26 protein-coding genes and 1 tRNA gene are annotated in these 24,033 nt (G+C 64.8%); 18 read left to right on the plus strand and 9 right to left on the minus strand.

Features of this window, described 5'->3' with window-relative positions:
• Nucleotides 1–174 precede the first annotated feature (174 nt).
• Entirely contained in the window at nucleotides 175–495 is a 321-nt protein-coding gene (locus tag GGC30_RS09375; protein WP_153923603.1) for a hypothetical protein, read from the plus strand.
• Nucleotides 492–980, plus strand: coding sequence for a hypothetical protein (locus tag GGC30_RS09380; RefSeq protein WP_153923604.1), 489 nt, complete (start codon nucleotides 492–494; stop codon nucleotides 978–980). The genes GGC30_RS09375 and GGC30_RS09380 overlap by 4 nt, the downstream gene beginning before the upstream one ends.
• On the opposite strand, the gene GGC30_RS09385 is transcribed toward GGC30_RS09380, so the two are convergent.
• A complete protein-coding gene (locus tag GGC30_RS09385; RefSeq protein ID WP_153923605.1) occupies nucleotides 951–1,517 on the minus strand; it encodes an HNH endonuclease signature motif containing protein in 567 nt (188 codons plus the stop codon). The two genes, GGC30_RS09380 and GGC30_RS09385, sit on opposite strands and share 30 nt — an antisense overlap.
• A gap of 111 nt (nucleotides 1,518–1,628) precedes the next feature.
• Here GGC30_RS09385 and GGC30_RS09390 point away from each other — a divergent pair, with 111 nt between their 5' ends.
• The 5 genes from GGC30_RS09390 to GGC30_RS09410 all read left to right on the plus strand — a co-directional run bounded on the left by GGC30_RS09390 (nucleotide 1,629) and on the right by GGC30_RS09410 (nucleotide 4,167).
• Nucleotides 1,629–1,853 (plus strand): hypothetical protein, encoded by a 225-nt coding sequence (locus GGC30_RS09390; protein ID WP_153923606.1) that lies wholly within the window; start codon nucleotides 1,629–1,631, stop codon nucleotides 1,851–1,853.
• On the plus strand, nucleotides 1,850–2,530 hold the full coding sequence (locus GGC30_RS09395; protein ID WP_228763690.1) for a hypothetical protein: 681 nt from the start codon (nucleotides 1,850–1,852) through the stop codon (nucleotides 2,528–2,530). Before GGC30_RS09390 ends, GGC30_RS09395 begins: the two co-directional genes overlap by 4 nt.
• A gap of 109 nt (nucleotides 2,531–2,639) precedes the next feature.
• Nucleotides 2,640–2,861: a hypothetical protein gene (locus GGC30_RS09400; protein ID WP_153923607.1), complete on the plus strand. Its 222-nt coding sequence runs from the start codon at nucleotides 2,640–2,642 to the stop codon at nucleotides 2,859–2,861.
• Entirely contained in the window at nucleotides 2,858–3,097 is a 240-nt protein-coding gene (locus GGC30_RS09405) for a hypothetical protein (protein WP_153923608.1), read from the plus strand. The genes GGC30_RS09400 and GGC30_RS09405 overlap by 4 nt, the downstream gene beginning before the upstream one ends.
• Nucleotides 3,098–3,168: 71 nt before the next feature.
• A complete protein-coding gene (locus GGC30_RS09410) occupies nucleotides 3,169–4,167 on the plus strand; it encodes a tyrosine-type recombinase/integrase (RefSeq protein WP_153923609.1) in 999 nt (332 codons plus the stop codon).
• Nucleotides 4,168–4,199: 32 nt separating this feature from the next.
• Here the strand turns inward: GGC30_RS09410 and GGC30_RS09415 are convergent.
• Nucleotides 4,200–4,273, minus strand: a tRNA-Cys gene (locus GGC30_RS09415).
• A gap of 133 nt (nucleotides 4,274–4,406) precedes the next feature.
• On the opposite strand from GGC30_RS09415, the gene GGC30_RS09420 reads away from it, so the two are divergent.
• The 5 genes from GGC30_RS09420 to GGC30_RS09440 all read left to right on the plus strand — a co-directional run bounded on the left by GGC30_RS09420 (nucleotide 4,407) and on the right by GGC30_RS09440 (nucleotide 11,093).
• Nucleotides 4,407–5,036 (plus strand): protein-L-isoaspartate O-methyltransferase, encoded by a 630-nt coding sequence (locus GGC30_RS09420; RefSeq protein WP_153923610.1) that lies wholly within the window; start codon nucleotides 4,407–4,409, stop codon nucleotides 5,034–5,036.
• A gap of 140 nt (nucleotides 5,037–5,176) precedes the next feature.
• Nucleotides 5,177–6,712, plus strand: coding sequence for a TolC family outer membrane protein (locus GGC30_RS09425; RefSeq protein ID WP_153923611.1), 1,536 nt, complete (start codon nucleotides 5,177–5,179; stop codon nucleotides 6,710–6,712).
• A 130-nt stretch (nucleotides 6,713–6,842) separates the two neighbouring features.
• Nucleotides 6,843–7,448: a DUF2497 domain-containing protein gene (locus GGC30_RS09430; RefSeq protein WP_153923612.1), complete on the plus strand. Its 606-nt coding sequence runs from the start codon at nucleotides 6,843–6,845 to the stop codon at nucleotides 7,446–7,448.
• A gap of 81 nt (nucleotides 7,449–7,529) precedes the next feature.
• A complete protein-coding gene (locus tag GGC30_RS09435) occupies nucleotides 7,530–10,340 on the plus strand; it encodes a valine--tRNA ligase (RefSeq protein WP_153923613.1) in 2,811 nt (936 codons plus the stop codon).
• A 21-nt stretch (nucleotides 10,341–10,361) separates the two neighbouring features.
• A complete protein-coding gene (locus GGC30_RS09440; protein ID WP_370451936.1) occupies nucleotides 10,362–11,093 on the plus strand; it encodes a TlyA family RNA methyltransferase in 732 nt (243 codons plus the stop codon).
• Between the two features lie 144 nt (nucleotides 11,094–11,237).
• Here the strand turns inward: GGC30_RS09440 and GGC30_RS09445 are convergent, their stop codons facing one another.
• A complete protein-coding gene (locus GGC30_RS09445; protein WP_153923614.1) occupies nucleotides 11,238–11,900 on the minus strand; it encodes a glycine zipper 2TM domain-containing protein in 663 nt (220 codons plus the stop codon).
• Nucleotides 11,901–12,095: 195 nt separating this feature from the next.
• On the opposite strand from GGC30_RS09445, the gene GGC30_RS09450 reads away from it, so the two are divergent.
• Together GGC30_RS09450 and GGC30_RS09455 are read left to right on the plus strand one after the other, a co-directional pair.
• Nucleotides 12,096–13,340, plus strand: a complete 1,245-nt coding sequence (locus GGC30_RS09450; protein ID WP_153923615.1) for a class I SAM-dependent RNA methyltransferase — start codon at nucleotides 12,096–12,098, stop codon at nucleotides 13,338–13,340.
• A gap of 2 nt (nucleotides 13,341–13,342) precedes the next feature.
• Nucleotides 13,343–13,723, plus strand: a complete 381-nt coding sequence (locus tag GGC30_RS09455) for a hypothetical protein (protein ID WP_228763691.1) — start codon at nucleotides 13,343–13,345, stop codon at nucleotides 13,721–13,723.
• Between the two features lie 11 nt (nucleotides 13,724–13,734).
• Here GGC30_RS09455 and GGC30_RS09460 read toward each other — a convergent pair whose 3' ends face one another.
• From GGC30_RS09460 to GGC30_RS09470, 3 genes are all read right to left on the minus strand, one after another.
• Nucleotides 13,735–14,577, minus strand: coding sequence for a S9 family peptidase (locus GGC30_RS09460; RefSeq protein ID WP_153923617.1), 843 nt, complete (start codon nucleotides 14,575–14,577; stop codon nucleotides 13,735–13,737).
• Nucleotides 14,578–14,620: 43 nt separating this feature from the next.
• A complete protein-coding gene (locus tag GGC30_RS09465; RefSeq protein ID WP_153923618.1) occupies nucleotides 14,621–15,706 on the minus strand; it encodes a PA0069 family radical SAM protein in 1,086 nt (361 codons plus the stop codon).
• Nucleotides 15,707–15,767: 61 nt separating this feature from the next.
• The gene (locus tag GGC30_RS09470; RefSeq protein ID WP_153923619.1) at nucleotides 15,768–17,258 is read right to left on the minus strand and encodes a serine hydrolase; all 1,491 of its coding nucleotides are present in this window, start codon (nucleotides 17,256–17,258) and stop codon (nucleotides 15,768–15,770) included.
• 275 nt (nucleotides 17,259–17,533) lie between these two features.
• On the opposite strand from GGC30_RS09470, the gene GGC30_RS09475 reads away from it, so the two are divergent.
• Nucleotides 17,534–18,025 (plus strand): phasin family protein, encoded by a 492-nt coding sequence (locus GGC30_RS09475; protein WP_153923620.1) that lies wholly within the window; start codon nucleotides 17,534–17,536, stop codon nucleotides 18,023–18,025.
• A 61-nt stretch (nucleotides 18,026–18,086) separates the two neighbouring features.
• Here the strand turns inward: GGC30_RS09475 and GGC30_RS09480 are convergent, their stop codons facing one another.
• The gene (locus GGC30_RS09480) at nucleotides 18,087–18,560 is read right to left on the minus strand and encodes a nuclear transport factor 2 family protein (RefSeq protein ID WP_153923621.1); all 474 of its coding nucleotides are present in this window, start codon (nucleotides 18,558–18,560) and stop codon (nucleotides 18,087–18,089) included.
• A gap of 171 nt (nucleotides 18,561–18,731) precedes the next feature.
• Between GGC30_RS09480 and clpS the strand changes: the two genes are divergently transcribed.
• Complete coding sequence (clpS, locus tag GGC30_RS09485; protein WP_017504641.1) at nucleotides 18,732–19,061, plus strand: ATP-dependent Clp protease adapter ClpS; 330 nt, start codon at nucleotides 18,732–18,734, stop codon at nucleotides 19,059–19,061.
• 13 nt (nucleotides 19,062–19,074) lie between these two features.
• Nucleotides 19,075–21,375, plus strand: a complete 2,301-nt coding sequence (gene clpA / locus GGC30_RS09490; RefSeq protein ID WP_153923622.1) for an ATP-dependent Clp protease ATP-binding subunit ClpA — start codon at nucleotides 19,075–19,077, stop codon at nucleotides 21,373–21,375.
• Between the two features lie 52 nt (nucleotides 21,376–21,427).
• Here the strand turns inward: clpA and GGC30_RS09495 are convergent, their stop codons facing one another.
• Nucleotides 21,428–22,573, minus strand: a complete 1,146-nt coding sequence (locus tag GGC30_RS09495) for a GNAT family N-acetyltransferase (protein ID WP_153923623.1) — start codon at nucleotides 22,571–22,573, stop codon at nucleotides 21,428–21,430.
• Complete coding sequence (locus GGC30_RS09500) at nucleotides 22,570–23,028, minus strand: RidA family protein (protein ID WP_153923624.1); 459 nt, start codon at nucleotides 23,026–23,028, stop codon at nucleotides 22,570–22,572. Before GGC30_RS09500 ends, GGC30_RS09495 begins: the two co-directional genes overlap by 4 nt.
• Nucleotides 23,029–23,133: 105 nt before the next feature.
• Here GGC30_RS09500 and GGC30_RS09505 point away from each other — a divergent pair, with 105 nt between their 5' ends.
• Nucleotides 23,134–24,030: a hypothetical protein gene (locus tag GGC30_RS09505; RefSeq protein WP_153923625.1), complete on the plus strand. Its 897-nt coding sequence runs from the start codon at nucleotides 23,134–23,136 to the stop codon at nucleotides 24,028–24,030.
• The last annotated feature ends 3 nt before the right edge of the window (nucleotides 24,031–24,033 follow it).

A 24,033-nucleotide genomic window follows, 5' to 3' on the forward strand; every position in this document is an offset into this window, starting at 1 on the left:
CCCATCCCCGACCCCCGCCGGGGAGGCCGACAGGGTGCGGGAGGCGCTTGCCCGCATCGTCAAGAACCACGGGGCTTACATCGAGCGGTTGCCGGGAGCGACGGGACTTTCGGACCTCACGTTTGCAAGAGCCGCCCTGAAATCGACCGCCGCGAAGGAAGGGGAGAAGAAGTGATGGACAACCGAACCGATCGACAAGTCGCGGCAGAAATGGACGAAGCAGGAGTTCCTTTGATGACGCGCGACGCGCTGGATCAAATGATTGCAACTCGGTCTGGATTGATCCACGCACTGCTGACCGTGAAGCGCCATATTCAGCGTCACAGCCCCGATCAGCGATATAGAGAAATCCCCGCTCATCACACGCGCAAACGTCGGGACGCTCAGCGTGTTGTCGATGCGTTGGCTGCGGCAGAGGCTGAAATCGAAGAACAGCAGCAGGGATGTGCGCGCCGGTTGCGTGTTGAGGCTCTGAGAAAAGGCCCAGTCCAATGACCGCCCCCTCCCAAACCTCCGAAGCTGCGGGGCTGGAAGTGGTGGCTTGGCGGTGGAGGTTCCGGACAGATGGAGTCTGGAACTACCAAGAGGCCCAGCAGCACATCCCCGACGTGACCTGCGAATCCCTCGTCACCGCCGCGTCCGCTCAAGCCAGGATCGCGCAGTTGGAGGCTGAGCGGGACCAGGTCGCAGGCGAAAGCATCTGGTGGAAAACCGTGATTGGCGACGACCAATACACGCCATCCGGCGAGGTGCCGTCGATCAAGCACCTTCATCCGGCAACGGTGAAACCAATCTTTGAAGCCCACAAAGGAAGCGCCGTAGCCGACGTGATTGCGGGTCTGATCTTCAGTCGCGCGATCACAGAGAACCGCGAGCAGTTTCTCGTCGGTTATCACACCGACCGCGCCACCGCAGCCGAAGCCCGAGCGGATAGGCTCGCTCAACAAGTACTAAGCTTGGGGGGAACGCCCATGGCCTAGGCTGTACCCGTGCAGTTTAGAGGCCTCGCTGCGAGCCTGGATTGCTTCTTCAATAGTCTTGAAGCGCCCAAGATTTTTCATGCGCCCATTGATGTTGATGTAGGCCATCCACCTGTTCCGAGTTTTGCTCCAGCTAACGCCATTTGACCCGCTGCTGTTGTCCCGCTGAAGAGACTTGTTTCTTTGGTTCTCGGCATTCGTAACCGCGCGAAGATTTTCCAATCGGTTGTCAGCGCGCACTCCGTTGATGTGATCAATCTGGTCTTCTGGGAATCGACCGGTCTGCATCAGCCAAATGACCCGGTGGGCTTTCTGCTTCGTACCGAGGATGCGTCCATGCTTGTAACCATTGCCATCAATACTCGTGAACGCTTCGGCCCCAGAGTATAATGTGTTCCATCTAAGCCATGAGTTTTCTGAGTGGCACGTATCACGTGCCCTCTCTCGCCAGAACAGTCGCCCGGTGTCGGGTTCATATCGAAGCAAAGCGCGGGCTTGTTCCGCTGTCAGCTCAGGAGTATTTTCCGTGATAGCCATTTCGATCCTTCCGAGATCGTCAAGGTTAGAGGTTTCAGCAGCGTTAGAGCGCGCTGAGACCTCGAACTTTACCACAAAATCACGCGCCGCCCTACAGCAGGAGACACAGAAGTGAGCAGCAAAATCACTGTTGAGCGCATTCTCCGTGATGCCGACGATGCTTCAGGCCAGACCATTCGCGAATGGAAACTGGAACTAGAAGGCAAGACGCTGACCATCAGCGGAAGCCGTCACCGCCCTGACTCCTGGATCATCATCCGCCTGTCTGATGCTGACGAGTTCATCGCGGACATCAAGGGCCTGATGTCGGTCCACTATGCCGGAGAGATCAAATGACCCAGACCCCTACCGATGCGCTGCGCTTGGTGCCTGTGGAGCCGACTGAGGCGATGCTCGTGAATGGTAGGGAGGCGCTTATGCCCCTACTGACGCTGAGCAACTATGGTCCGCTGATTGGTTTATGGCGCGACATGATCGCCGCCGCCCCCGCATCGCCGCTGCCGGAAGGGAACGGGTGGCCTCATATCTTCCTGGATTGCGACGGGGTGCTGGCAGACTTCGACACCTACGCTGAGGCCTATTTCGGCATGAACCCGCGCGAATATGAGAAGCGCATGGGGTCGGAGCAGTTCTGGCGCGAGTTAGAGGCCAAGGGCGACTTCTACCGCAACCTTCCCCTCATGCCCGACGCCCGTGCGCTCTACGAGGGCGTCAAACACCTGAACCCCACCATCTTGACCGGATGCCCTCGTGGCAACTGGGCCGAAGCGCAGAAGGTCGCATGGGCGCATGAACACTTCCCCGGCGTTCCGGTCATCACTTGCCGGTCATCGGACAAGCGCGCCCATGCTAAGCCCGGCGACGTTCTGATTGATGACTGGCCCCAGCACCGCCACCGCTGGATCGAACACGGCGGCGTTTTCATCAGCCACTTCGACGCCGAGACTTCGCTCGCGGCTTTGTGGGCGCACTATCCCCAGCTCTCCGCCGCCCCGACAGGTGAACCGAAATGATCGGGATCGCGCTAATGCTGTTCGCCGTCGTTCTAACGCTCGTCTCTATCGACCGAAGGCTCGCCAAGATCAGCGCCTTCCTCGCCCGCAATGGGAAGGGGGAGGGACAGTGAACGACGTGACCGTATTGGACCCATCCCGTTCGGCCTGGGATGTGGCGCACGACCAGCAGCGGTTCGACCGTTTAGGCCTGACGCGCGAAAACATCCTCTCGAAGATGGCCGAGGCCGGAACCGAGATTGCGGGCTGGGGTGCCGGCAATGAGGCCGCCGTCATGCGCTTCGCCATGGCTGAGATCGTCAGGCTTCGGGCTGGGAAGGGGGAGGGATGAGCGCCAACCGCAACGTCTTGCCGATGAGCTGCCCGCCCCGTGGTCTGTCGCGGGTCGAGGGTGCCGCCTACATCGGTGTGGGCGTCAGCAAGTTCGATGAAATGGTTGATGACGGCCGGATGCCGCCACCGCGACCCATCGACCGCCGACTCGTCTGGGACCGGCTGGAGCTTGACGCCGCCTTTTCGAACCTGCCCCATGTCGAGGAAGACAATCCCTGGGATCAGGTTGCGTGAAGAAACCCGCCTACGTCTCGGCCTATAGGGACCGGCACGGCGTACTCCGCTGGCGGTTTCGGCGCCCAGGGATGCCCCAGAGCCAGACCCGCGAGCTTTTTGGGACTGAGGCCTGGTGGACTTGGTACAGCGCGGCCGACGCAGCGAAGAAAGTCGCGATCGGTGAAAAACGGACAGTGCCCGGCAGTCTCAGCGCCGTAGCCGTTGCCTACTACGCCTCGGCCGACTTCAAACGCTTGGCGCCGGTCACGCAGAAGACCTATCGCAACATCATCGAGCGCTTTCGCGACACAGCCGGCGGCCTGCCGGTCGGAAAGATCACCAGCGCCCACGTGCGCAAGTGGGTCGACAATCGAGCCGACCGCCCCGCCGCCGCTAACACCTTTCTCAAGGTCTTCCGCGCCCTGATGCGCTTCGCCATCGAGCGGGACATGCTGAAGGCGGATCCGACGATCGGCGTGAGGCCGGTGAAGAACAGGACGGACGGGCACCACACCTGGACCGAAGCCGAGATTGCGACCTTCGAAAGCAGGTGGCCTCTGGGGACGCGCGAGAGGCTTGCTTTCGACCTTCTGCTCTACACCGCCCAGCGTTCCGGCGATGTCCGCCAGATGGGTCTTCAGCACGTCCTGGACGGCCATGTTGTGGTTCGGCAGGAAAAGACGGGCCAGCCTCTCGAGATCCCCGTCCACCCCCGGCTCGACGAATCTATCAAGGCCTACGCCAGCGGCCAACTGATCTTCATCGCGACCCAGCACGGCAAACCCTACACCGCCCGAGGCTTTGGGAACTGGTTCACTGACTCCGCAAAAGCGGCAGGGTTGCCAGAAGGACGCACTGCGCACGGAATTCGCAAGGCCGCTGCCAGAAGATTGGCTGAGGCAGGCTGCACGCCCCACCAAATCGCATCGATCACCGGCCACAAGACGCTCAAAGAGGTCGAGCGATACACCCGTGCGGCGACTCAAAAAGCCCTTGCTGGCGCGGCTATGGAGCGGGTCAAGACGGGCACAGAGAGCGAACAACCGTGTCTAACCACCCCTGCCAAGGTTAGACAATCTTACCCCTAAGGGGTTGTTTTTCAACAGCTAAAAAACCGCGATGGAGGCCTGACCGGGAATCGAACCCGGGTGCAAGGATTTGCAGTCCTCTGCGTCACCACTCCGCCATCAGGCCGCTTTTGTCCCCGATTTCTCGGGGGCGGTCATCGCGAGGGGCGTTCGCTATCAGATCGGATTGTCCGCTGCAACGCACGGACCTATAAGCGCGCGAGTTTTCCTCCCGGATTATCGTTGAAGGCTGCCTACAGATGGATTTCACCGCAGAGCGCAAGGCCATGGTCGACTCGCAGGTGCGAGTGAACGACGTGACGGATCGCGCGATTCACCTGGCCATGATGGCCGTGCCGCGTGAAAAGTTCTGCGCGCCTGATCGCGCCTTCGCCGCCTATTCCGAAGAATCGGTGGTGATCGCGGGCGAGCGCCGCCTGATGCCGGCGCGCGACGTCGCCAAGCTGCTGCAAGCGGCCGATGCACGCGAAGGCGAGAAGGCCCTGGCGATCGCCGCGCCCTATGCCGCCGCCGTGCTGGCCCGTATGGGTGTCAGTGTCACGGCTCAGGAGTCTGACGACGCCGTTTTCGCCGTGGTCGGCGAGGCCCTGTCCGAAGCGGGCGTGAATACGGTCGTCGCGCCCTTGGCTCAGCCGACCGGCGAAGGATGGGATCTGATCATTTCCGAAGGCGGCGTCGAGAGCCTGCCCGAATCGTGGGGCGCGGCCCTGCGTCCCGGCGGCCGGATCGTCGTGGTCGAACGCCGCGGCGCCATCGGCAAGGCGGCCCTGTATGTTCAGACGCGCGAAGGCCTGTCGCGCCGCGAACTGTTTGATTCGTCGCCAGCGGTCCTTGCCGAGCTGAAGCCCGCCCCCACTTTCGCGCTGTAAGACCAAAGAGACGCGCGGTTGCGACGGAAATCCCGTTCGCAACCGTGAAGAAAACTTAACTGGCGTGTGGTTCGGTCAGGCCGCAGTTACGCTTGAGAAAACATTCGGGCGTTCTTCGGAGCGTCACGCAAGGACGGACAATGTTGAAACGCTCGCGTGTGCTGGCTTCGGCCGCTGTGGTCGCCATGATGACCGGTCTGGGCGCGCCGGCCTGGGCCGAGACGCTGCAGGACGCCATCGCCCTGGCCTATCGGACCAACCCCAACCTGCTGGCCCAGCGCGCCAACCAGCGTGCCCTGGACGAGACGGTGGTTCAGGCGCGGTCGGGCCTGCGTCCGACCATCGGCGCCTCGGCCGGCGTGGACTACACCCGCAGCGACTTCCCCGCCGTGACCCAGTTCGTCGATACGAACGGCGACGGCATACCTGATACCCAGGTCACGACCTCATCGTCCGAAACCGAAGGCGCCAATGTCGGCGTCAGCGTCAGCCAGAACGTCTGGACCGCTGGTCGCACTTCGCGCGCCATCGACCAGGCGCGCGCCAGCGTCCTAGCCGGCCGCGAGAACCTGCGTGAGATCGAACAGTCGGTCATGCTGTCGGTGATCCAGGCCTATGTGAACGTCACCCGCGACATGGAAATCCTGCGTATCCGCCAGGAGAACCTGACGGTGCTGCAACGCCAGCTGGAAGAAACCAGCGCCCGTTTTGAAGTCGGTGAGATCACCCGCACCGACGTGGCCCAGGCCGAAGCCTCGCAGGCGCAGTCCGAAGCCGACCTGGCGAACGCCCAGGCCCAGTTGTCCACGTCGCGCGCCGCCTATGCCGCCGTCGTCGGCCAGTCGCCGGCCGATCTGGAGGCCGCACCGGTTCTGCCGGAGGTTCCCAGCGACTTCGACGTCGCCATCGAGATGGCCTTGCAGCGCAACCCTGCTGTCCTTGCTGCGACCTATCAACTGCAAAGCGCCGAGGCCGCCGTCGCCGCCGCCCGTTCGGAATATCTGCCGTCGGTGCGCGCTACCGCCTCCTATGGCGGATCGACCAATGATCTGGGCGACCTGGGCGAACTGGCCGATCGCCGCAGCTTCACCGCCGGCGCCACCCTGTCCGTGCCGCTCTTCACCGGCGGTCTGAATCGCTCGCGTGTCGCGCAGGCTTTGGAGCGCGCCAACGCGGCCCAGATCGGCATCGAGGGCGAGCGCCGCACCGTGCTTCAGAACGTCAGCTCGGCCTACGCCCAAGTGCTGTCGACCCGCGCCACGGTCGCCGCCGGCACAGAAGCGGTTCGCGCCGCATCGGTCGCGGCCGAAGGCGTGCGCCAGGAAGCCCAGGTCGGCCTGCGCACCACGCTGGACGTGCTGAATCAGGAACTGGCGCTGCGGAACGCCCAAACTTCAGTCGCCAGCGCCCGCGCCGCGGAATATGTCGCCCGCGCCTCGCTGCTGGCCGCCATGGGCCAGTTGGAAGGCCCGGCGCTGAACCCGACGATCGAGGCCTATGATCCGGCTGCGAACTACGACCAGGTCAAGGGACGCGGCGGCCTGCCGTGGGACGGCGTGATCGAGACCCTGGACCGCGTGGCCTCGCCGCCGATCGTGACCACGCCGGACACCGCCGACGCGCCGATCGACGCTCAGCTCAAAGGCGAGGTCGTGCGCACGGTGCCGCAGAACTGACCGCGTCGAATACGGACGGAAACCGCCCGTTGATTCCGACGGGCGAAGATGCGACGACAAGGCACAGGTTTCGAGCGGTCCGTCGTTCGGCGCCCATCCCTTCTACCCAGGCCTCGCCCAAGGTTGCGCCATGACCGATCAGTCCGCCCAGGAACCGACCATGGAAGAGATTCTGGCGTCGATTCGCCGGATCATCTCCGAAGACGAGGCCCCGGCCGAGACGCCGGCGGCCGCGACGCCGGAAGCCACGCCTGAGCCGGTTCCCGAACCGATCGCGGCCGAAACCGTCTTCGCCGCCCCGGTCGAGCCGACGCCGGAACCCGCCGCCGTCGAAGACGACGTGCTGGAACTGACCGACCGCTATGAAGCGCCGGCCGAGACCATCGGCGACCTGGACGTGGTCGAGCATTCGCCCGCGCCCTATCAGCCCGAGCCTGAACCCGCGCCGGCTTACGAATCGGCTCCCGAGCCGGCCCCGGCCTATGACACTCTGGTCGGCGACAGCGCCGCCGCCAGCGCGGCCTCGGCCTTTGCGGGCCTGGCCGCCAGCTTCAAGAAGCCTGAGCCGGCTCCGTCGGCCTCGGGCGACCTGCCCTTCGTCAGCGGCAACACGGTCGAGGCCATGGTCGCCGAGATGCTGCGCCCGCTGCTGAAGGACTGGCTGGACAACAATCTGCCCGGCATTGTCCAGGCGGCGGTACAAAAGGAAGTCGAACGCATCGCGCGCAGCGCCTAGCCCTTCGCTTCAGCCCAGACTAATCCGAGGGGCGGCTCCTGAAGGGGCCGCCCTTTCGCATTTTGCAAAAGACCTATTCCGATGCTTGAGAAGACCTTCGAACCCCGGGCCGCCGAGCCCCGCCTTTACGCCCAGTGGGAAGAGAGCGGCCTGTTCGCGCCCCGCACCGACGGCGCCGCCGAGGCCTATTCGATCGTCATTCCGCCGCCGAACGTGACGGGCAGCCTGCATATCGGCCATGCGCTGAACAATACGCTGCAGGACATCCTGGCCCGCTATCACCGGATGAAGGGCAAGGCGGTGCTTTGGCTGCCGGGCACGGACCACGCCGGCATCGCCACCCAGATGGTGGTCGAGCGTCAGCTGGCCGCCGGCGGCAATGTCGGCAGGCGCGACATGGGCCGCGACGCCTTCATCGAGAAGATCTGGGAATGGAAGGCCGAAAGCGGCGGGACCATCGTGCGTCAACTGCGCCGTCTCGGCGCATCGTGCGACTGGTCCCGAGAGCGGTTCACCCTGGACGAGGGGCTGAACGCCGCCGTCCGCAAGGTCTTCGTGCAACTGCACAACGAAGGCCTGATCTATCGCGACAAGCGGCTGGTGAACTGGGACCCACATTTCCAGACCGCCATCTCGGACCTGGAGGTCGAGCAGCGCGAGGTGGACGGCGCCTACTGGCATTTCGCTTATCCGCTCGCCGACGGCGTCACCTATGAGCATCCGGTCGCCTTTGACGAGGACGGCAAGGCGACCGAGTTCGAGACGCGCGACTTCATCGTCGTCGCCACGACCCGGCCCGAGACCATGCTGGGCGACACCGGCGTGGCGGTGCATCCGGATGATGAGCGGTATGCCGGCCTGGTCGGCAAGTTCGTGACCCTGCCGATCACCGGCCGTCGCATCCCCATCGTCGCGGACGACTATGCCGATCCGACCAAGGGTTCGGGCGCGGTGAAGATCACGCCGGCCCATGATTTCAATGATTTTGGTGTCGGGAAGCGCCAAGGCCTGCCTGCAATCAGCATCATGGACAAGTTTGGTCGATTGAAGTCGTCAGTGTTTGACGAGTTCGAATGGGGACATCGCGCTCCGGACTCCGACGGCGTGTCCTTGGCGGATGAGGATAGCGCTGGCGAAACGGGCTTTGATCGCATCCCTGAAGACATGCGCGGCCTAGATCGTTTTGCGGCTCGCAAGATGATCGTCGCCCGGGCCGAGGAAGAGGGCTGGCTTCGCGAGATCGAGAAGACCAAGCATGTCGTGCCGCACGGCGATCGTTCCGGTGTCGTGATCGAGCCTCTCCTAACCGACCAGTGGTACGTCGATGCCAAGGTCCTGGCCCAGCCGGCGATGAAGGCGGTGGAGCAGGGCGATACGGTGTTCGAGCCCAAGTCGTACGAGAAGATCTATTTCGAATGGCTGCGCAACATCGAGCCTTGGTGCATTTCGCGCCAGCTCTGGTGGGGCCACCGCATTCCCGCCTGGTACGGCCCGAACGGCGAAATCTATGTCGCCGAAACGGAAGAGGACGCTCGCGAACAGGCGATGGCCGACTATGATTCCGAGGTCGCCCTGACCCAGGACGAGGACGTTCTGGATACCTGGTTCTCCTCGGCCCTGTGGCCCTTCTCGACCATGGGTTGGCCCGAGAAGACCCAGGATCTGGAGCGGTTCTATCCGACCAGCGACCTGGTCACGGCGGCGGACATCATCTTCTTCTGGGTCGCCCGTATGATGATGATGGGCCAGCACTTCATGGGCGAGGTTCCGTTCAAGCGCGTCATCATCAACGGCCTCGTCCGCGACGAGAAAGGCCAGAAGATGAGCAAGTCCAAGGGGAACGTCATCGATCCCTTGGGCATCATCGACGAGCTGGGCGCCGATCCGCTGCGCTTCACCATGGCCATCCTGTCCGGCACGCGGGACATCAAGCTGTCGAAGCAGCGGATCGAGGGTTACCGCAACTTCGGCACCAAGCTGTGGAATGCCGCCCGCTTCAGTCAGATGAACGAGGCGCGCCGCGTCGAGGGCTTCGACCCCGCGACCGTCGAGCAGACGATCAACCGCTGGATCCGCGGCGAGCTGACCAAGGCCGAACGCGCGGTGTCGCAAGCCATCGAAGGCGGCCGGTTCGACGATGCGGCGGGCGCGCTGTACCGCTTCGTCTGGAACGTCTTCTGCGACTGGTATCTGGAACTGGCCAAGCCGGTGTTCAACGGCGCCGATGAAGCCGCCAAGGCCGAAACCCGGGCGATGACGGCCTGGACGCTGGATCAGACGCTGAAGCTGCTGCACCCGGTCATGCCCTTCATCACCGAGGAGCTGTGGGCCGAACTGGGCAAGGAAGGTCCGGCCCGCCACGGTCTGCTGATCGGCGCCGAATGGCCGGTGCTGCCGGACGCCTTCATCGACGCCTCGGCCGAAGCTGAGATCGGCTGGCTGGTCGATCTGGTCGGTGAGATTCGCGGTCTGCGCGCCGAAATGAACGTGCCGCCGTCGGCCAAGCCGCCGCTGGCCTTTGTCGCGCCCGATGACGTGACGGCCGAGCGGATCGCCCGCCATCGCGATCTGATCCTGACCCTGGGTCGTGTGTCCGAGGTCGACTCGGCCGACGCGGCGCCGACAGGGGCTGTCACCTTCGTGTCCGGCGGGTCGACCATCGCCTTGTCCTTGGCGGGCATCATTGATCTGACCGCCGAACGGGCCCGTCTGGAGAAGGAGATCGCCGCCTTCGATAGCGACATCGGCCACGTGAACAAGAAGCTGGGCAACCCCAACTTCGTCTCTCGCGCCGCGCCGGAGGTCGTCGACGAACAGCGCGCCAAGCTGGCCGAGGCCGAGGCGGGCAAGGTCAAGCTGCAGGCGGCGCTGGCGCGTCTGGCTTCGCTTTGACGCCCTGATGAAAGCAAGGCCGTGAAGACGCGGATTGATCAGCTTCTGGTCGCACGCGGCCTGTTCGACAGCCGCTCGCAAGCGCGCGCCGCAATCGAGGCGGGGCTGGTTCTGGCCGACGGCGTGATCGTGCGGAAGGCGTCCGAACAGTTCGCGGACGACATCGCGCTGGAGGCCCAAGCCGCCCACCCTTGGGTCGGGCGTGGCGCGCTGAAGCTGGACCACGCGCTGACCCTGTGGCCCGTCCTCGTGAAGGGCAGGGTGGCGCTGGATGTCGGCGCTTCGACCGGCGGTTTTACCGAGGTTTTGCTAAACCGCGGCGCGGCAAAGGTGTTCGCCGTCGACGTCGGCTTTGGCCAGATGCACGCACGGGTGTCATCCGATCCACGCGTGATCAATCTGGAGCGCACCGATGCACGCGACCTGACGGCAGAACTGATCCCGCAGCCGCCCTCACTGGTCGTCTGCGACGCCAGTTTCATCAGCCTGATCAAAGTGCTTCCAGTCGCGCTCGATCTGGCGACGCCTGGCGCGGATCTGGTCACCCTGGTCAAGCCGCAGTTCGAAGCCGATGGCCCGGGCGGCGGCAAGAAGGGCGTGATCAAGGATGCGGCGGCGCATGCGGCCGCTGTAGAGCGCGTGCGCGACTGGCTGGAAGCGCTGGGCTGGGCGGTGCAAGCGACGACCGAAAGCCCGATCACCGGCGGCGACGGCAACGTCGAGTTCCTGCTTTGGGCGAAGAAGCCGGGTTGACCAAGCCCAAGCCTTAAGGCCGATAGCTTCAAGGCTGGGCTCAAGTAGGCCAACGGCCGATAGCCCCTGAAACAAAGAGAAACCGCCGGAGGATTACTCCTCCGGCGGCTCCGTCACGTCGTCGATCGACAGGGGGGCTGAAAATTAATCGACGACGCGATAGCGGCCGTACTGGTCGGGGCAGGTGCGGACGTAGCGGGTGTCCGTGCGACCATCGGGCAGACGGATCTGGCTTTCGGCCAGACGGCATCCGTCTGAATTCTGATAGGAGTCGACCGGGCGCGAGCGGTCGTCGTAGTAGCCGCCACGGCTGTAGGCATAGTCATCGCGACGATCATAGTCGTCGTAGCGATAGCCTTGGTCGCCGGTGTAGCGATCATCGTAGTAGCCATAGCTCGGTTGGCTGTAGCCCTGGGCGTAGTAGCCGTTTGAGCCATAGCTGCTTTGATAGCTGCGGCAGGCGTCCGAGCTGGACCGACCGACCTGAGACCCCACGACGGCACCGAGCACGCCGCCCAGGATGCTGCCTTCGGTGCGACGGCCGCGTGCGGCCAGTTGCGAGCCGATGACGGCGCCCGCGCCGCCACCGATCACCGCGCCGGCACCGGTGCGACCTTGGCGCTCACGCGCGCAAGGATCGTAGTAGCGGCCGCTGTTGTAATCATACGAGCGGCTGTAGGCGCCCGTGCCGTAGTTCTGGCTGTAGCCGTTGCCGTAATAGTTCTGGGCCGACGCCGTAAGCGGGGCGGCCGTGACGCCGAACGCCAGGGCGGCGACGGCGGCGATCGATGTTTTCGTGAGACGCATTTTCCAACCCTCTGAGGACCGAACGGTTTTCCGTCAAACGTTAACGGCAAAGCCTCGTGTCTCGTTGCACCAAGATTTACGACGGCGAAGCTGAACGGCGATTGATCGGTTCGTTCATCTTCGTTCATGTCCATCCGGTCGCCGATACGGCCGCGTGGCTTGAGCGAAAGGGGACGCCCGGCTAGAAGCCGGCCGATGGAGATCTTCACCATCGACCGCGTCGGCGGCCAGGGCGACGGCGTCGCCCAGACGCCGTCCGGCCCGATGTTCGCCGGCCTGACCTTGCCCGGCGAAACGGTGCGCGGCGTGGTCGTGGACGGGCGGCTGGAAGAGGTCGAAATCATCACGCCCAGCCCCGACCGGATCGTACCGGTCTCGCCCCAGTATGGCGATTGTGGCGGCTGCTCGCTTCAGCATTGGTCCGAGGGGCCGTATCTGGACTGGAAGCGAGAACAGGTGCGACTGGCCCTGGCGCGCGAGCGGATCGAGACCGAGATCGAGGCGACGGTGGCGACTCCGCCGGCCAGTCGTCGCCGCCTTGCGCTTCATGCCCGTCGCACCCAGGATGGACGGGTCGTGCTGGGCTTCAAGGCGCGCCGCTCCTGGCGGCTGGTCGAGGTGAAGGCCTGTCCGGTCGCCGATCCCCGGATCGTGGCGGCCATTCCGGCGCTGACCCAGGCCGCGGCCGCCTTTTTCGAACATCCTAAGTCCGCGCCGACCCTGCACGTCACCTGGACGCTGTCGGGGCTGGATGTGGATGTGACCGGGGTCGAACGGCGCTCGGGCGGAGGCCTGTCGGCCGACGCGCAGATGAAGGCCATCGAGGCGGCGCACCGGGCCGATCTGGCGCGCCTGAGCCTGGCGGGCGACACCCTGGTGATGGCGCGCCAACCCAAGGTGGGGTTCGGCCCTGCCACCGTGGCCCTGCCGGCGGGTGGATTTCTGCAGGCGGTCCCTCAGGCCGAGGCGGCGATGGTGTCTCGCGCGCTGACGGCGGTGAAGGGCGCCAAGAAGATCGCCGATCTGTTCTGCGGCGCCGGGACCTTCACCTTCCCCTTGGCCACGGTCGCGCCGGTGATCGCAGCGGACGCGTCCAAGCCCGGCATCGATGCGCTGAAGGCCGCCGTCGGTTCGGCCAAAGGGATGAAGGCCATAACGGCCGAGGCGCGCGATCTGTTTCGTCGGCCGATGAATCCTTATGACCTGAAGGGATGCGACGCCATCGTGTTCGATCCGCCGCGGGCCGGCGCGATCGACCAGACGGCTCAGATCGCGGACACCAAGGCCGGCGTCGTCGTGGGCGTATCGTGCAACCCTCAGACCTTTGCGCGTGATGCGCGGGTGCTGATCGACGCCGGTTTTACGTTGGAGACGGTGACCCCAGTGGATCAATTCCTGTGGTCGTCGCACGTCGAACTGGTGGGGGTTTTCAAACGATGACCTTGGACGACACGAACGAAGAGGACGGCGGCGGTTTCGACGCCGACGACTGGATGCGGCTGAAGCCGTTCACGGGCGCTGTGGCGACGCTGGACGACGTTCAGGCGAGACGTGCGGTGTTCGCCTTGGGCGAAACCGACGATCCGCGTCCCATCGTCATGGATTTGCCTCAGCCGGTCATCTGGTGGGAAGAGAACGGCGAACAGGCGGCGGTGGCGGTTCAGGCCGAAAGCCATCTCGGCGCCGATGGCGAGGAGATGGAAATACTGGGTCTGATCCTGCCGGATGGGGAGGGCGCGGTGGCCTTGATGGAGGATGTCGATCTGGTCGATGACACTGACCCCACCTGGCGCGATCTGGTCACGCGCGCCATCGATCCTTAGGCGGCGGACGACTAATTCAGAGCAGGGCCGACGCGAGTGGCGAAATCCGGCTGCGAGGGGATGTCGCCGTGGTCCGCTCTCGCGAACACAAGACGCTCAACGTTCACGCCTCTCGCCCGAAGATCATGAGCAAGTTTGCGGCTGAGTACGGGCGGCAGGGTCGTGTCGCGAGAGGCTTCCAGCACGACGACCTTGCCTGAATAGCCGTCCAGCGTCGCGGGCACATCCACTGTCGTCAGAGGCTCGGCCAACTGAACGCGGACGATCGGCCGCCACAGACCCACCATGGAATCAACGGCGGCGCGGGCTGTCGGCGTGGTCGCCTCCAGCACCAGGGCGTCGGCGCGGATGACGCGCGCGGCCTCGGCGCAGATCGGACCGCCCAGGGAATGCCCCCAGGCAATCAGCCTGCGGCCTTCGGCGTCGGCCTGGGCGCGGGCGGTCGCCGCGATGACCTCGCCTGCATTCCTGTAGGTCGCGAAGCTGGCCTGCCCCGGCGTATCGCCGGAGCCGGGATAGTCGAACATCAGCACATCGCCGAACGGCGCGAGTTCGGCCGCAACCTGCGCGCCCGAAACACCACGCCTGAACAGATTGCCCCCGCAATACAGGATCAGCGGCGCGTCGGCGCGTCCCGTCCGCACGCGGGTTGCAGCGACAGCGCCTCCCGCAAAAGGCAGTGACAGGACTTCAGCCCCAGGAATGGCAGGGCCGGGGGCCAAAATCAGCTTCTCCGCCTTACCCCGCGTGTCGGGATAGAAGAACTGCCCTTCAGGCACACTGACGGTTAGGCAGCCGGCCAGGATGGTGGACAGGCCAATGGCGGCAGCGGTCGCCGACAGACGTTTGATCATGACATCCCCCAAGGATCTGCGACGCTAAACCGAAGGCGGTTGATCAGGCAATCTTGTCGAGCGGCGGATCGAAGAGGTCCATCTGAGGCCGGGCATCTGCTGGCACGCGGAACTGGGTTTCGTCCAGCAGGCGGTGCGGCGTGTCGAGGCCGTAGCGTTTGACGGCGGCCTTGAACCGGGTTCCGATCAGTTCGGCGACAGGGCCGGTTCCCTTCATCCGCTGAGACCAGTCGGCGTCATAATCCTTGCCCCCGCGTGTCTGGCGGATCAGGGACATGACGCGCGCGGCGCGATCCGGGCGGGCGTCGGCCAGCCATTCCCGAAACAGATCCTTGATCTCAAGCGGCAGACGCAGGGTGACATACATGGCCCGCGTCGCCCCGGCCTTGGCGGCGGCTTCCAGTATGGCTTCCAGTTCGTGGTCGTTCAGACCGGGAATGACGGGGGCGAAACCGACTCCGACAGGACAACCGGCGTCCGCCAGGCGGCTGATCGCCTCCAGCCGCTTGGCGGGGGTGGAGGCGCGCGGCTCCATCGCCCGCGCCAGCCCACGATCCAGGGTGGTGATGGAGACGAAGGCCGAGGCCAGCCCCGCCTTGCCCATCGGGCCCAGAATGTCGGCATCGCGCGCGATCAACACCGACTTGGTGATGATGCTGAACGGATGCCTGAATCTTTGCATGACCTCCAGGATCGAGCGCGTCGACTTCAGATCACGTTCAACCGGCTGATAGGGGTCGGTGTTGCCGCCTATATGGATGCGCTTGCATCGGTATCGGGGTGCGAGGAACGCCTGTTCCAGCAAACTTGCGGCCTGGGGCTTGAAGAAGATCCGGCTCTCGAAATCCAGGCCCGGGGATAGGCCCATCCAGGCATGGGACGGACGGGCGTAGCAGTAGATGCAGCCATGTTCGCAACCTTTGTACGGGTTGATGGAGCGGTCGAAGCCGATGTCCGGACTGTCGTTCCGGGCGATGATGGTGCGGGCGTGTTCAGGGGTGAGGGTGGTGCGCAGAGGCGCGGCCTCGGCGTCGTCTTGCGTCCAGCCGTCATCGAACGACTGATGCTGCTCAGGCTCGTAGCGGCCGCTGGCATTCGAACGCGCGCCTCTTCCCTTGGCGGTTTCCATGGGAAGGACGATGCGACATCAGATAGAACAAAGCAAGAACATTTGTTCTAGCGGTTTTGGTTCAGTCGGGGCCGATGACCATGCAGGTCACGCGACGCGCGGCCAGCGCCTCGCAGGCGGACTTTGCCCCGGTTTCGGTCAAGCCGACAAAGCGCGAGCGATACCAGTCGCCGGCGGTCTGGACGTTGCGTTCGGCGGTGGCGAACTGATCGCGGAAGCGGCGGTTGACCTCGGTCAGCCAGTCGGTCGCCACCTTTTCCTCGCGGAAGGCGCCGACCTGCACTGCCCAGCGACCGGCCGGCGTTCTGGGTGCGGCTCGGGCGGGTTCCCGCGTTGCGGACGACGCCGAGCGACGGGGCGTGGTAGACGGCGCGACAGCAGCATTGGCCGGCGCGCCGTTCAGCGAAGCGGTGACATTGCGGGGTGCACGGGGAGGGGCAGAGGCGGCCGGCGCCGAACCAGTGGGCGGCAGCGTCGCGGCGGCCCGCTGGCTGGCTGCGCGCTCTGACGGGGCAGGGGCGACGCGGGTCGGCAGGGCGGCGGGCGCCGGTGCGGCCGTATAGGCGACAGCGGTGGATTCCGCGCCGACGCCGTCCTCGTCGTCATTGAGCGAAGCATAGGCGATCGGGGCGTCGGCGATTGCCGACCCGACGCCGAACCCGCGCTGCTCGAAGAAGGTCTGCGCCACCTGGATCCGCTCGCCCTGGGCGCGGCGGCGCTCGACCTCGAAGCCGGTGTCCATGAGTTCGGCGACGTGGGCGTTGCGGCTGGCGGTCGAACGGCCGCCCAGGACCACGGTGATCAGGCGTCGCCCGTCACGCACGGCCGAGGCGGCGAGGTTGTAGCCCGAGGCGTTGGTGTAGCCGGTCTTCATCCCGTCATAGCCGCGCCCTGTCGGCAGCAGGCCGTTGGTGTTGCGATAGTTGCGGCCGTTGTAGGCCCAGTCGTGAAGGCCGAAATAACTGTAGTACTGAGGGAAATCGCGCATGATCGCGCGCGCCAGAATGGCTTGGTCGCGCGCGGAGGTCACCTGACGTGCGTCCGGCAGGCCGTTTGCGGTGTAGTAGCGCGTCTGGGTCATGCCTAGCTGCGCGGCCTTCTGCGTCATCATATTGGTGAAGCGGGCTTCCGATCCGCCGATGTGCTCGCCGATGGCCAGGGCCATGTCGTTGGCGGACCGCACGGCGGTGGCGCGCATGGCGTTGTCCAGGGTGATGGTCTGACCGGCGGCCAGGCCCAGTTTTGACGGCGGCTGGGAGGCGGCGCGCGGCGAGATCGTCAGCACGTCGTTCACATTGGCCTTGCCCTGAGACAGCGCCTCGAACGTCAGATACAGCGTCATCATCTTGGTCAGCGACGCTGGATAGCGGCGGCTGTCGGCGTTCCGCGCGAACAGAACCTCGCCCGTGGCGGCGTCGATCACGATGGCGGCGTAGCGGCTGTTCTCCTGGGCCGAGTAGGCGGTCTGGGCCTCGATCGGCCTGACGTTCGCGCCCAGAACCAGCGAAAGCGCGAGGACGGCGAACAGGCCACGGCGGAGAAAAGCGATCATGGGCGGGACAACCCCTCGGTGAGCAGGGTGCGACAGGCCCCCCGGCCGTCACGAATAAACAGCTAGCATAGGAAGCGGGGGTTTCGTGGTGGTTAACCGCGCGTCAACGCAAATTTGACCGGTCGATCAAGGTTATCGTCGATCATATTGTGCATTGCACAAAACGCTTGAAAAATCTTCGCACTTGCAGCATATTGTGGGTCTGCGAGATCCTCTCGCGTCATTATTTCCGCCCTCAGGTCCGTTCCAAAGGACCTTCTACCGGAGAGACGATCATGGCCGACGCCGCTGAAACCGTGAAGAAAACCGCCGACCAAGCCACCGCCGCTGCGACCTCGGCCGCCGCCAAGGTCAAGGCGCAAGCCGAATCCATGCAGGCTGCTGGCACGCAGGCCTTCCGTGAAGGCATCGACAAGTCGACGGCCTCGATGGCCGAACTGAACGCGCACAGCAAGAAGACCCTGGAAGCCATGGTCGAGTCGGTCACCGTGGCCCAGAAGGGTGCCGAGGCCCTGTCGCAACAGGCGCTGGGTTTCGCCAAGTCCTCGTGGGAAGACGGCGTCGCCGCCTCCAAGGAACTGTCGACCGCCCGTTCGGTACAGGAGTTCTTCGAGCTCCAGACCGCCTGGGCCAAGAAGTCGATGGAGCGCTATGTCGCCGAGCTGACCAAGACGAACGAGATCGTCACCGCCACGGTCAAGGACAGCATCAAGCCGATCAACGAGCGCGTCACCGCCTCGGTCGAAACCTTCCAGGCCGCTCGCTAATCCCGCGAACCGCCAGAAGAATCGAGAAGGCCCTGGAGTTCGCTCCGGGGCCTCTTTGCTGTCAGGGCAGGGCGGAATGGTCGTAGCTGAAGACCCGCGCCAGCTTCCACTCGGCTCCCTCCTGTTTCCACATCTGCGTGAAGCGGGCGCGTCCGACGCGGGTTTCGGGTCCGTCGCCCTGGCGTTCGTAGAAGACGTGCTCGCCCGTTTCGACCGCGCCGTAGTTGTTGATGGGATAGACGGCCAGACCGTCCCGCAGGGCCTCGCGCCGGGACCGCCAGGCTTCGGGCGCGCTACGGTCCTGACAGCGCACGGCGTATTGCGCGACAAAGCCGTCGGCGTCGGTGGCCACGCGTCCGCCGCGGTCGTCGAAAAACTCGAAATCGTCGGTCAGCATGGCCCGAAGCCCAGCCGGGTCGCAGCCTTCGAAGAAGACGGCGAAAAGTTTCGCGTCAGCCGCCATGACGGCGGTTTCCAGCGGCGTAGGCTGGGAGAGGGCGGCGAGCGAAAGGGCGGCGACGAGGGCTGCGGGCATGGCGATCGGGAGCTGTTCAACTGAGGCGCTCAACCTGAGCCGTTGACCGCCTGCGATCACGTGAAATCTTTGTCAGACGCCCTTCACGAAAGCCGTGACTGGACGCCGCTTCAATTCAGGCCATCATTCCCTATCTGAGAGTCAAGACGACTCCCCGATTACGGAACACGAATGCCCATACAAAGGCCCGGTGAGACCGGCGGCGGTCAAGGAACCGCCGTCGTCACCGAAACAAAGCCGAAGCTGCAAAAGCCCTCGCTCTATCGAGTGCTGATTCTGAACGACGACTATTCGCCGATGGAATTCGTCGTTTATGTGCTGGAGCGGTTCTTCCAAAAGAGCCGGGAAGAGGCCACCCGCATCATGCTGCATGTGCATCAGCATGGCGTCGGCGTCTGCGGCGTCTTCACCTACGAAGTCGCCGAGACCAAGGTCGCGCAGGTCATCGAGACGGCGCGGCGCCACCAGCACCCTTTGCAATGCACGATGGAAAAGGACTGAGAGGAGCCTCCCTATGCCTTCATTTTCCCGTCCTCTCGAAGAAACCCTGCACCGCGCGGTGGGATACGCCAATGCGCGCAGGCACGAGTATGCGACGCTTGAGCACCTGCTGCTCGCGCTGATCGACGATCCCGATGCGACCGGCGTCATGCAGGCCTGCAACGTCGATCTGTCGGCGTTGAAAGCGGCGTTGACCCTCTATGTCGACAACGACCTGGCCGCCCTGGCCACCAGCGACGGCGAGGACGCCAAGCCGACCGCCGGCTTCCAGCGCGTGATCCAGCGCGCGGTGATCCACGTCCAGTCGTCCGGCCGCGAGGAAGTGTCCGGCGCCAACGTCCTGGTCGCCATCTTCTCCGAGCGCGAGAGCCACGCCGCCTACTTCCTGCAAGAGCAGGACATGACGCGCTATGACGCGGTCAACTTCATCGCCCATGGCATCGCCAAGAAGGCGGGCGCCAACGAGGCGCGCCCGGCCAAGGGCGCTTCGCCCGAAGAGGCCGAGGATGCTTCCGCCGTCAAACAGGGCGGCGAGGCGCTGGAAGCCTATTGCGTCGACCTCAACGAGAAGTCGCGCCAAGGCAAGGTCGATCCCCTGATCGGTCGGCAGGCCGAGGTGGATCGCTCGATCCAGATCCTGTGCCGTCGGACCAAGAACAACCCGCTTCTGGTGGGCGACCCCGGCGTCGGCAAGACCGCCATCGCCGAAGGTCTGGCCCGCAAGATCGTCAACGGCGAAGTGCCCGACGTCCTGAAGGACGCCACCATCTATTCGCTCGATATGGGCGCGTTGCTGGCCGGCACTCGCTATCGCGGCGACTTCGAGGAACGCCTGAAGCAGGTGGTCAAGGAACTGGAGAACCACGACAACGCCGTGCTCTTCATCGACGAGATTCACACGGTGATCGGCGCCGGCGCGACCTCGGGGGGGGCGATGGATGCCTCGAACCTGCTGAAACCGGCCCTTGCGTCCGGCACGCTGCGCTGCATGGGATCAACGACCTACAAGGAATATCGCCAGCACTTCGAAAAGGACCGCGCCCTGGTGCGTCGCTTCCAGAAGATCGACGTCAACGAGCCGACGGTCGAGGATACGGTGAAGATCCTGAAGGGCCTGAAGACCTACTACGAGCAGCACCACAAGGTCCGCTATACCGACAGCGCCGTGCGCACGGCGGTGGAACTGTCGGCGCGCTACATGACCGACCGCAAACTGCCGGACAAGGCGATCGACGTAATCGACGAGGCCGGGGCGTCGCAGATGCTGCTGACCGAATCCAAGAGGAAGAAGGTCATCGGTCAGAAGGAAGTCGAGGCCGTCATCGCCAAGATGGCCCGCATTCCGGCCAAGTCTGTGTCCAAGTCCGACACGGAAAGCCTGCGCGAGCTGGAAACCGATCTGAAGCGTGCGGTCTTTGGCCAGGAGCAGGCCATCGAACAGGTGTCGGCGGCCATGAAGCTGGCGCGGGCAGGTCTTCGCGATCCGAACAAGCCGATCGGCAGCTTCCTGTTCAGCGGCCCGACCGGCGTCGGCAAGACCGAGGTCGCCAAGCAGCTCGCCGCCACATTGGGCATCGAGATGCAGCGTTTCGACATGTCGGAATATATGGAGCGCCACACGGTCAGCCGTCTGATCGGCGCGCCTCCCGGCTACGTCGGCCACGACCAGGGCGGGCTTCTGACTGACGCCGTCGATCAGCATCCGCACGCCGTCGTGCTGTTGGATGAGATCGAGAAGGCGCACCCGGATGTCTACAACATCCTGCTGCAGGTGATGGATAACGGCATGCTGACCGACGCGGTCGGCAAGAAAGTCGATTTCAGGAACGTCATCCTCATCATGACCACCAACGCCGGGGCCGCCGACAACGCGCGCGCCTCCATCGGCTTCGGCCGGGGCAAGGTCGAGGGCGAGGATGACAAGGCCATCCAGCGCCTGTTCGCGCCGGAGTTCCGCAATCGCCTGGACGCCATCGTGGCCTTCAAGCCGTTGCAGGCCGATACGATCCGTTCGGTGGTGACCAAGTTCATCCTGCAGCTGGAAGCCCAGCTGGCGGACCGCAACATCACCATCGAACTGACCGACGAAGCCGCCGACTGGCTGGCCAAGAACGGCTTCGACGAACTGTATGGCGCGCGTCCGCTGGCGCGGGTCATCCAGGACTCGATCAAGAAGCCGCTGGCCGACGACATCCTGTTCGGCCGCCTGACGCGCGGCGGACACGTCAGGGTCCAGCTGAGGGACGGCAAGATCGACTTCGACATCACGAGCGCCAGCGCGCCCGCGAAGGCCGAGGAAGAAGAGACGGCCTGATCCTTAAAAAGGTGATGGCGAAAGGCCCGGCTGGCAGCAGCCGGGCCTTTTTCTATGCCTGCTTGTAGGGCGACAGTTCTTCGGTCATCGCCCGCATCTGCGCTGCGACAGCCGGGCGTTCGCCGTCCAGATAGCGGGCGACGGGATCGCGCAGGGCGGGGTCGGCGATGAAATGGGCGGAATAGACCGGGGAGGGCAGGTAGCCGCGCGCGATCTTGTGGTCGCCTTGGGCCCCGGCTTCGACGCGAGACAGGCCGCGCGAAATGGCGAAGTCGATGGCCTGATAATAGCAAAGCTCGAAATGCAGGAAGGGCACGTCTTCCAGCGTGCCCCATTGGCGGCCGTAGAGTGCGTCGCGGCCGATGAAGTTCAGCGCGCCGGCGATGGGCGTCTCGTCCCGAAACGCCATCACCAAGGCGATCCGCTCGGCCATGGTCGCGCCGATGCGACTGAAGAAGTCGCGCGTCAGATAGGGCCGGCCCCATTTGCGCGAGCCGGTGTCCATGTAGACGGCGAAGAAGGCGTCCCAGTGGGCTTCAGTGATGTCGGCGCCGGTCAGGACGCGGATATCCAGATCGGCCTGGGCGTCTCGGCGCTCGCGCTTGATGGTCTTGCGGCGGTTGGCCGACAGGGCGGCCAGGAAATCGTCGAAGGTCCGGTAGCCGTTATTGCGCCAGATAAACTGGATGTCCTGGCGCGGCAGCAGGTCCGCCTCGGTCATGGCGGACCAGTCGGTTTCGGTCGGGAAGTTGACGTGCAGGGAGGAGACGCCCAGCCGTTCGACCAGGGTCACCGCCCCCTGGATCAGGGCCTGACGCACCGTCGCGGCGTCGGTCTCGGGATGGTTCAGGAAGCGCGGGCCGGTCGCGGGCGTAAAGGGCACGGCGCCCAGCAGCTTTGGATAATACCGGCCGCCGGCCCGTTCGTAAGCGTCGGCCCAGCTGTGGTCGAAGACATATTCGCCCTGGCTGTTGCCCTTCAGATAGAGAGGCATGACGCCCAGCACCGCGTTGTCTTCACCCCTCAGGGCCAAGTGGCGCGGGGCCCAGCCCTGGCGCGGCGCGGCGCTGCCCGATGCCTCGCACGCGTGCAGAAAATCGTAGGACACAAAGGGATCGCCGGTGGGCAGCGCGCACGCGTCCCAGGCCTCTTGGCCGATGTCGGCGATCCCTTCGTGAACCGAGATCTGAAAGATCAGCGGATCTCCACGATCGCATCGATCTCGACGGCGAAGCCGAGCGGCAGCTTGTACACGCCGACGGCCGAGCGGGCGTGCTTGCCTGCGTCGCCGAAGACCTCGACCATCATGTCCGAGCAGCCGTTGATGACGGCGGGAATGGCGGTGAAGTCGGGGCCGGCCTGAACGAAGCCGCCCAGTTTCACGATGCGGACCACCCGGTCCAGATCGCCATCGCAGGCGGCCTTGATCTGGGCGATCAGGTTCAGACCGCAGAGACGCGCGGCTTCCAGCGCCTGCTCCGGCGTCACGTCCACGCCAACCGTGCCCTTGATCCCGCCGTTCGCGTCGTTCGACAGCTGGCCCGAGATGGTGACCTGTTCGCCCGAACGGACATAGGAGACATAGCTGGCCACCGGCTTGGCGGGTTCCGGCAGGGTGAGGCCGAGTTCGGCGATGCGGGCTTCGATGCTCATGGGGGCTCCTGTTTATCTGGGCGCGGTTTAGCGCGGGGCAAGGGCGGCGTCACCCGTTCGGCGCGCTTTAAAGGTTCGCCAACCGCGCCGTGTCATGATGCGATCATGGATATGCATCTGACCCCCGACGTCGCCGCCTTCCATGCCGTGCTGGCGCGGTTGTCCCCTGACGACCGCTCGCGCGTGGATGCCGCCGCAATCCCGGCCGCGCAAAAGGCCGCCGAGGCCGCGCCGCATTGGGACTTCGAAATGCCGGCCAAGGCGGTGGATGCGCTGTTGGGCGCTGATGTATCGGACAATGTGCGTCGGGGTTTGGTCGCCGCCTGGGCGCTGCAACTGCCCGACCGGGCAGCGGCGATGAGCCTGCCAGCCGAGGTCATGGCCCTCTATCCCTACTGGATCGAACAGTTGGCGGGGTTTCTGGACAAGGCCGAGGGCGACTACGTTTTCGACCACTGGTCCAAGGACGTCCGCTTCACCCTGGCGCTCAGCGTGCCGGGCGCGAAAAGTCAGGTGATCGACCTGTCGTCGCCGGTCGGGCCGGGCCAGATCGTCAAACACGTCCGCGACGGCTGGGGCCTCAAGCCGCTGTTCCGCTATCTGGCGGCGGGCGCCAAGCGCGAGCCGTGGCTGGAGGTTCATACCGAAAGCCGCTGGCTGAGGGGCTTCAACGAGGATGGCTGGAACGAGGCCTGGGCCACGGCGGCGGAGCTGTGCCGCGCACGGCCGGAACTGGCCGGCATGATCGGCTCCAGCTGGTTCTACGACCCGCCCCTGACCGAGATCAGCCCGCGACTTGCGCACCTGCGCCTGAACCCGCTGAAGGGCGGCGCCTTCATGGTCCATCAAGGACCCGGCGAGATCCATACCGAACGGGCGGCGACGGCGTCGGCGTCGCGCAAGGCGCTGATCGACAGCGGGGAATACACTGCCCGGTCATGGCTGATGATCTGGCCCCGCAAGGAGCTGATCGCCTGGGCTGATCGGCGCAAGGCCGCCTGATCC

This window comes from Brevundimonas sp. SPF441 (assembly GCF_009661015.1).
GTDB lineage: Bacteria > Pseudomonadota > Alphaproteobacteria > Caulobacterales > Caulobacteraceae > Brevundimonas > Brevundimonas vesicularis.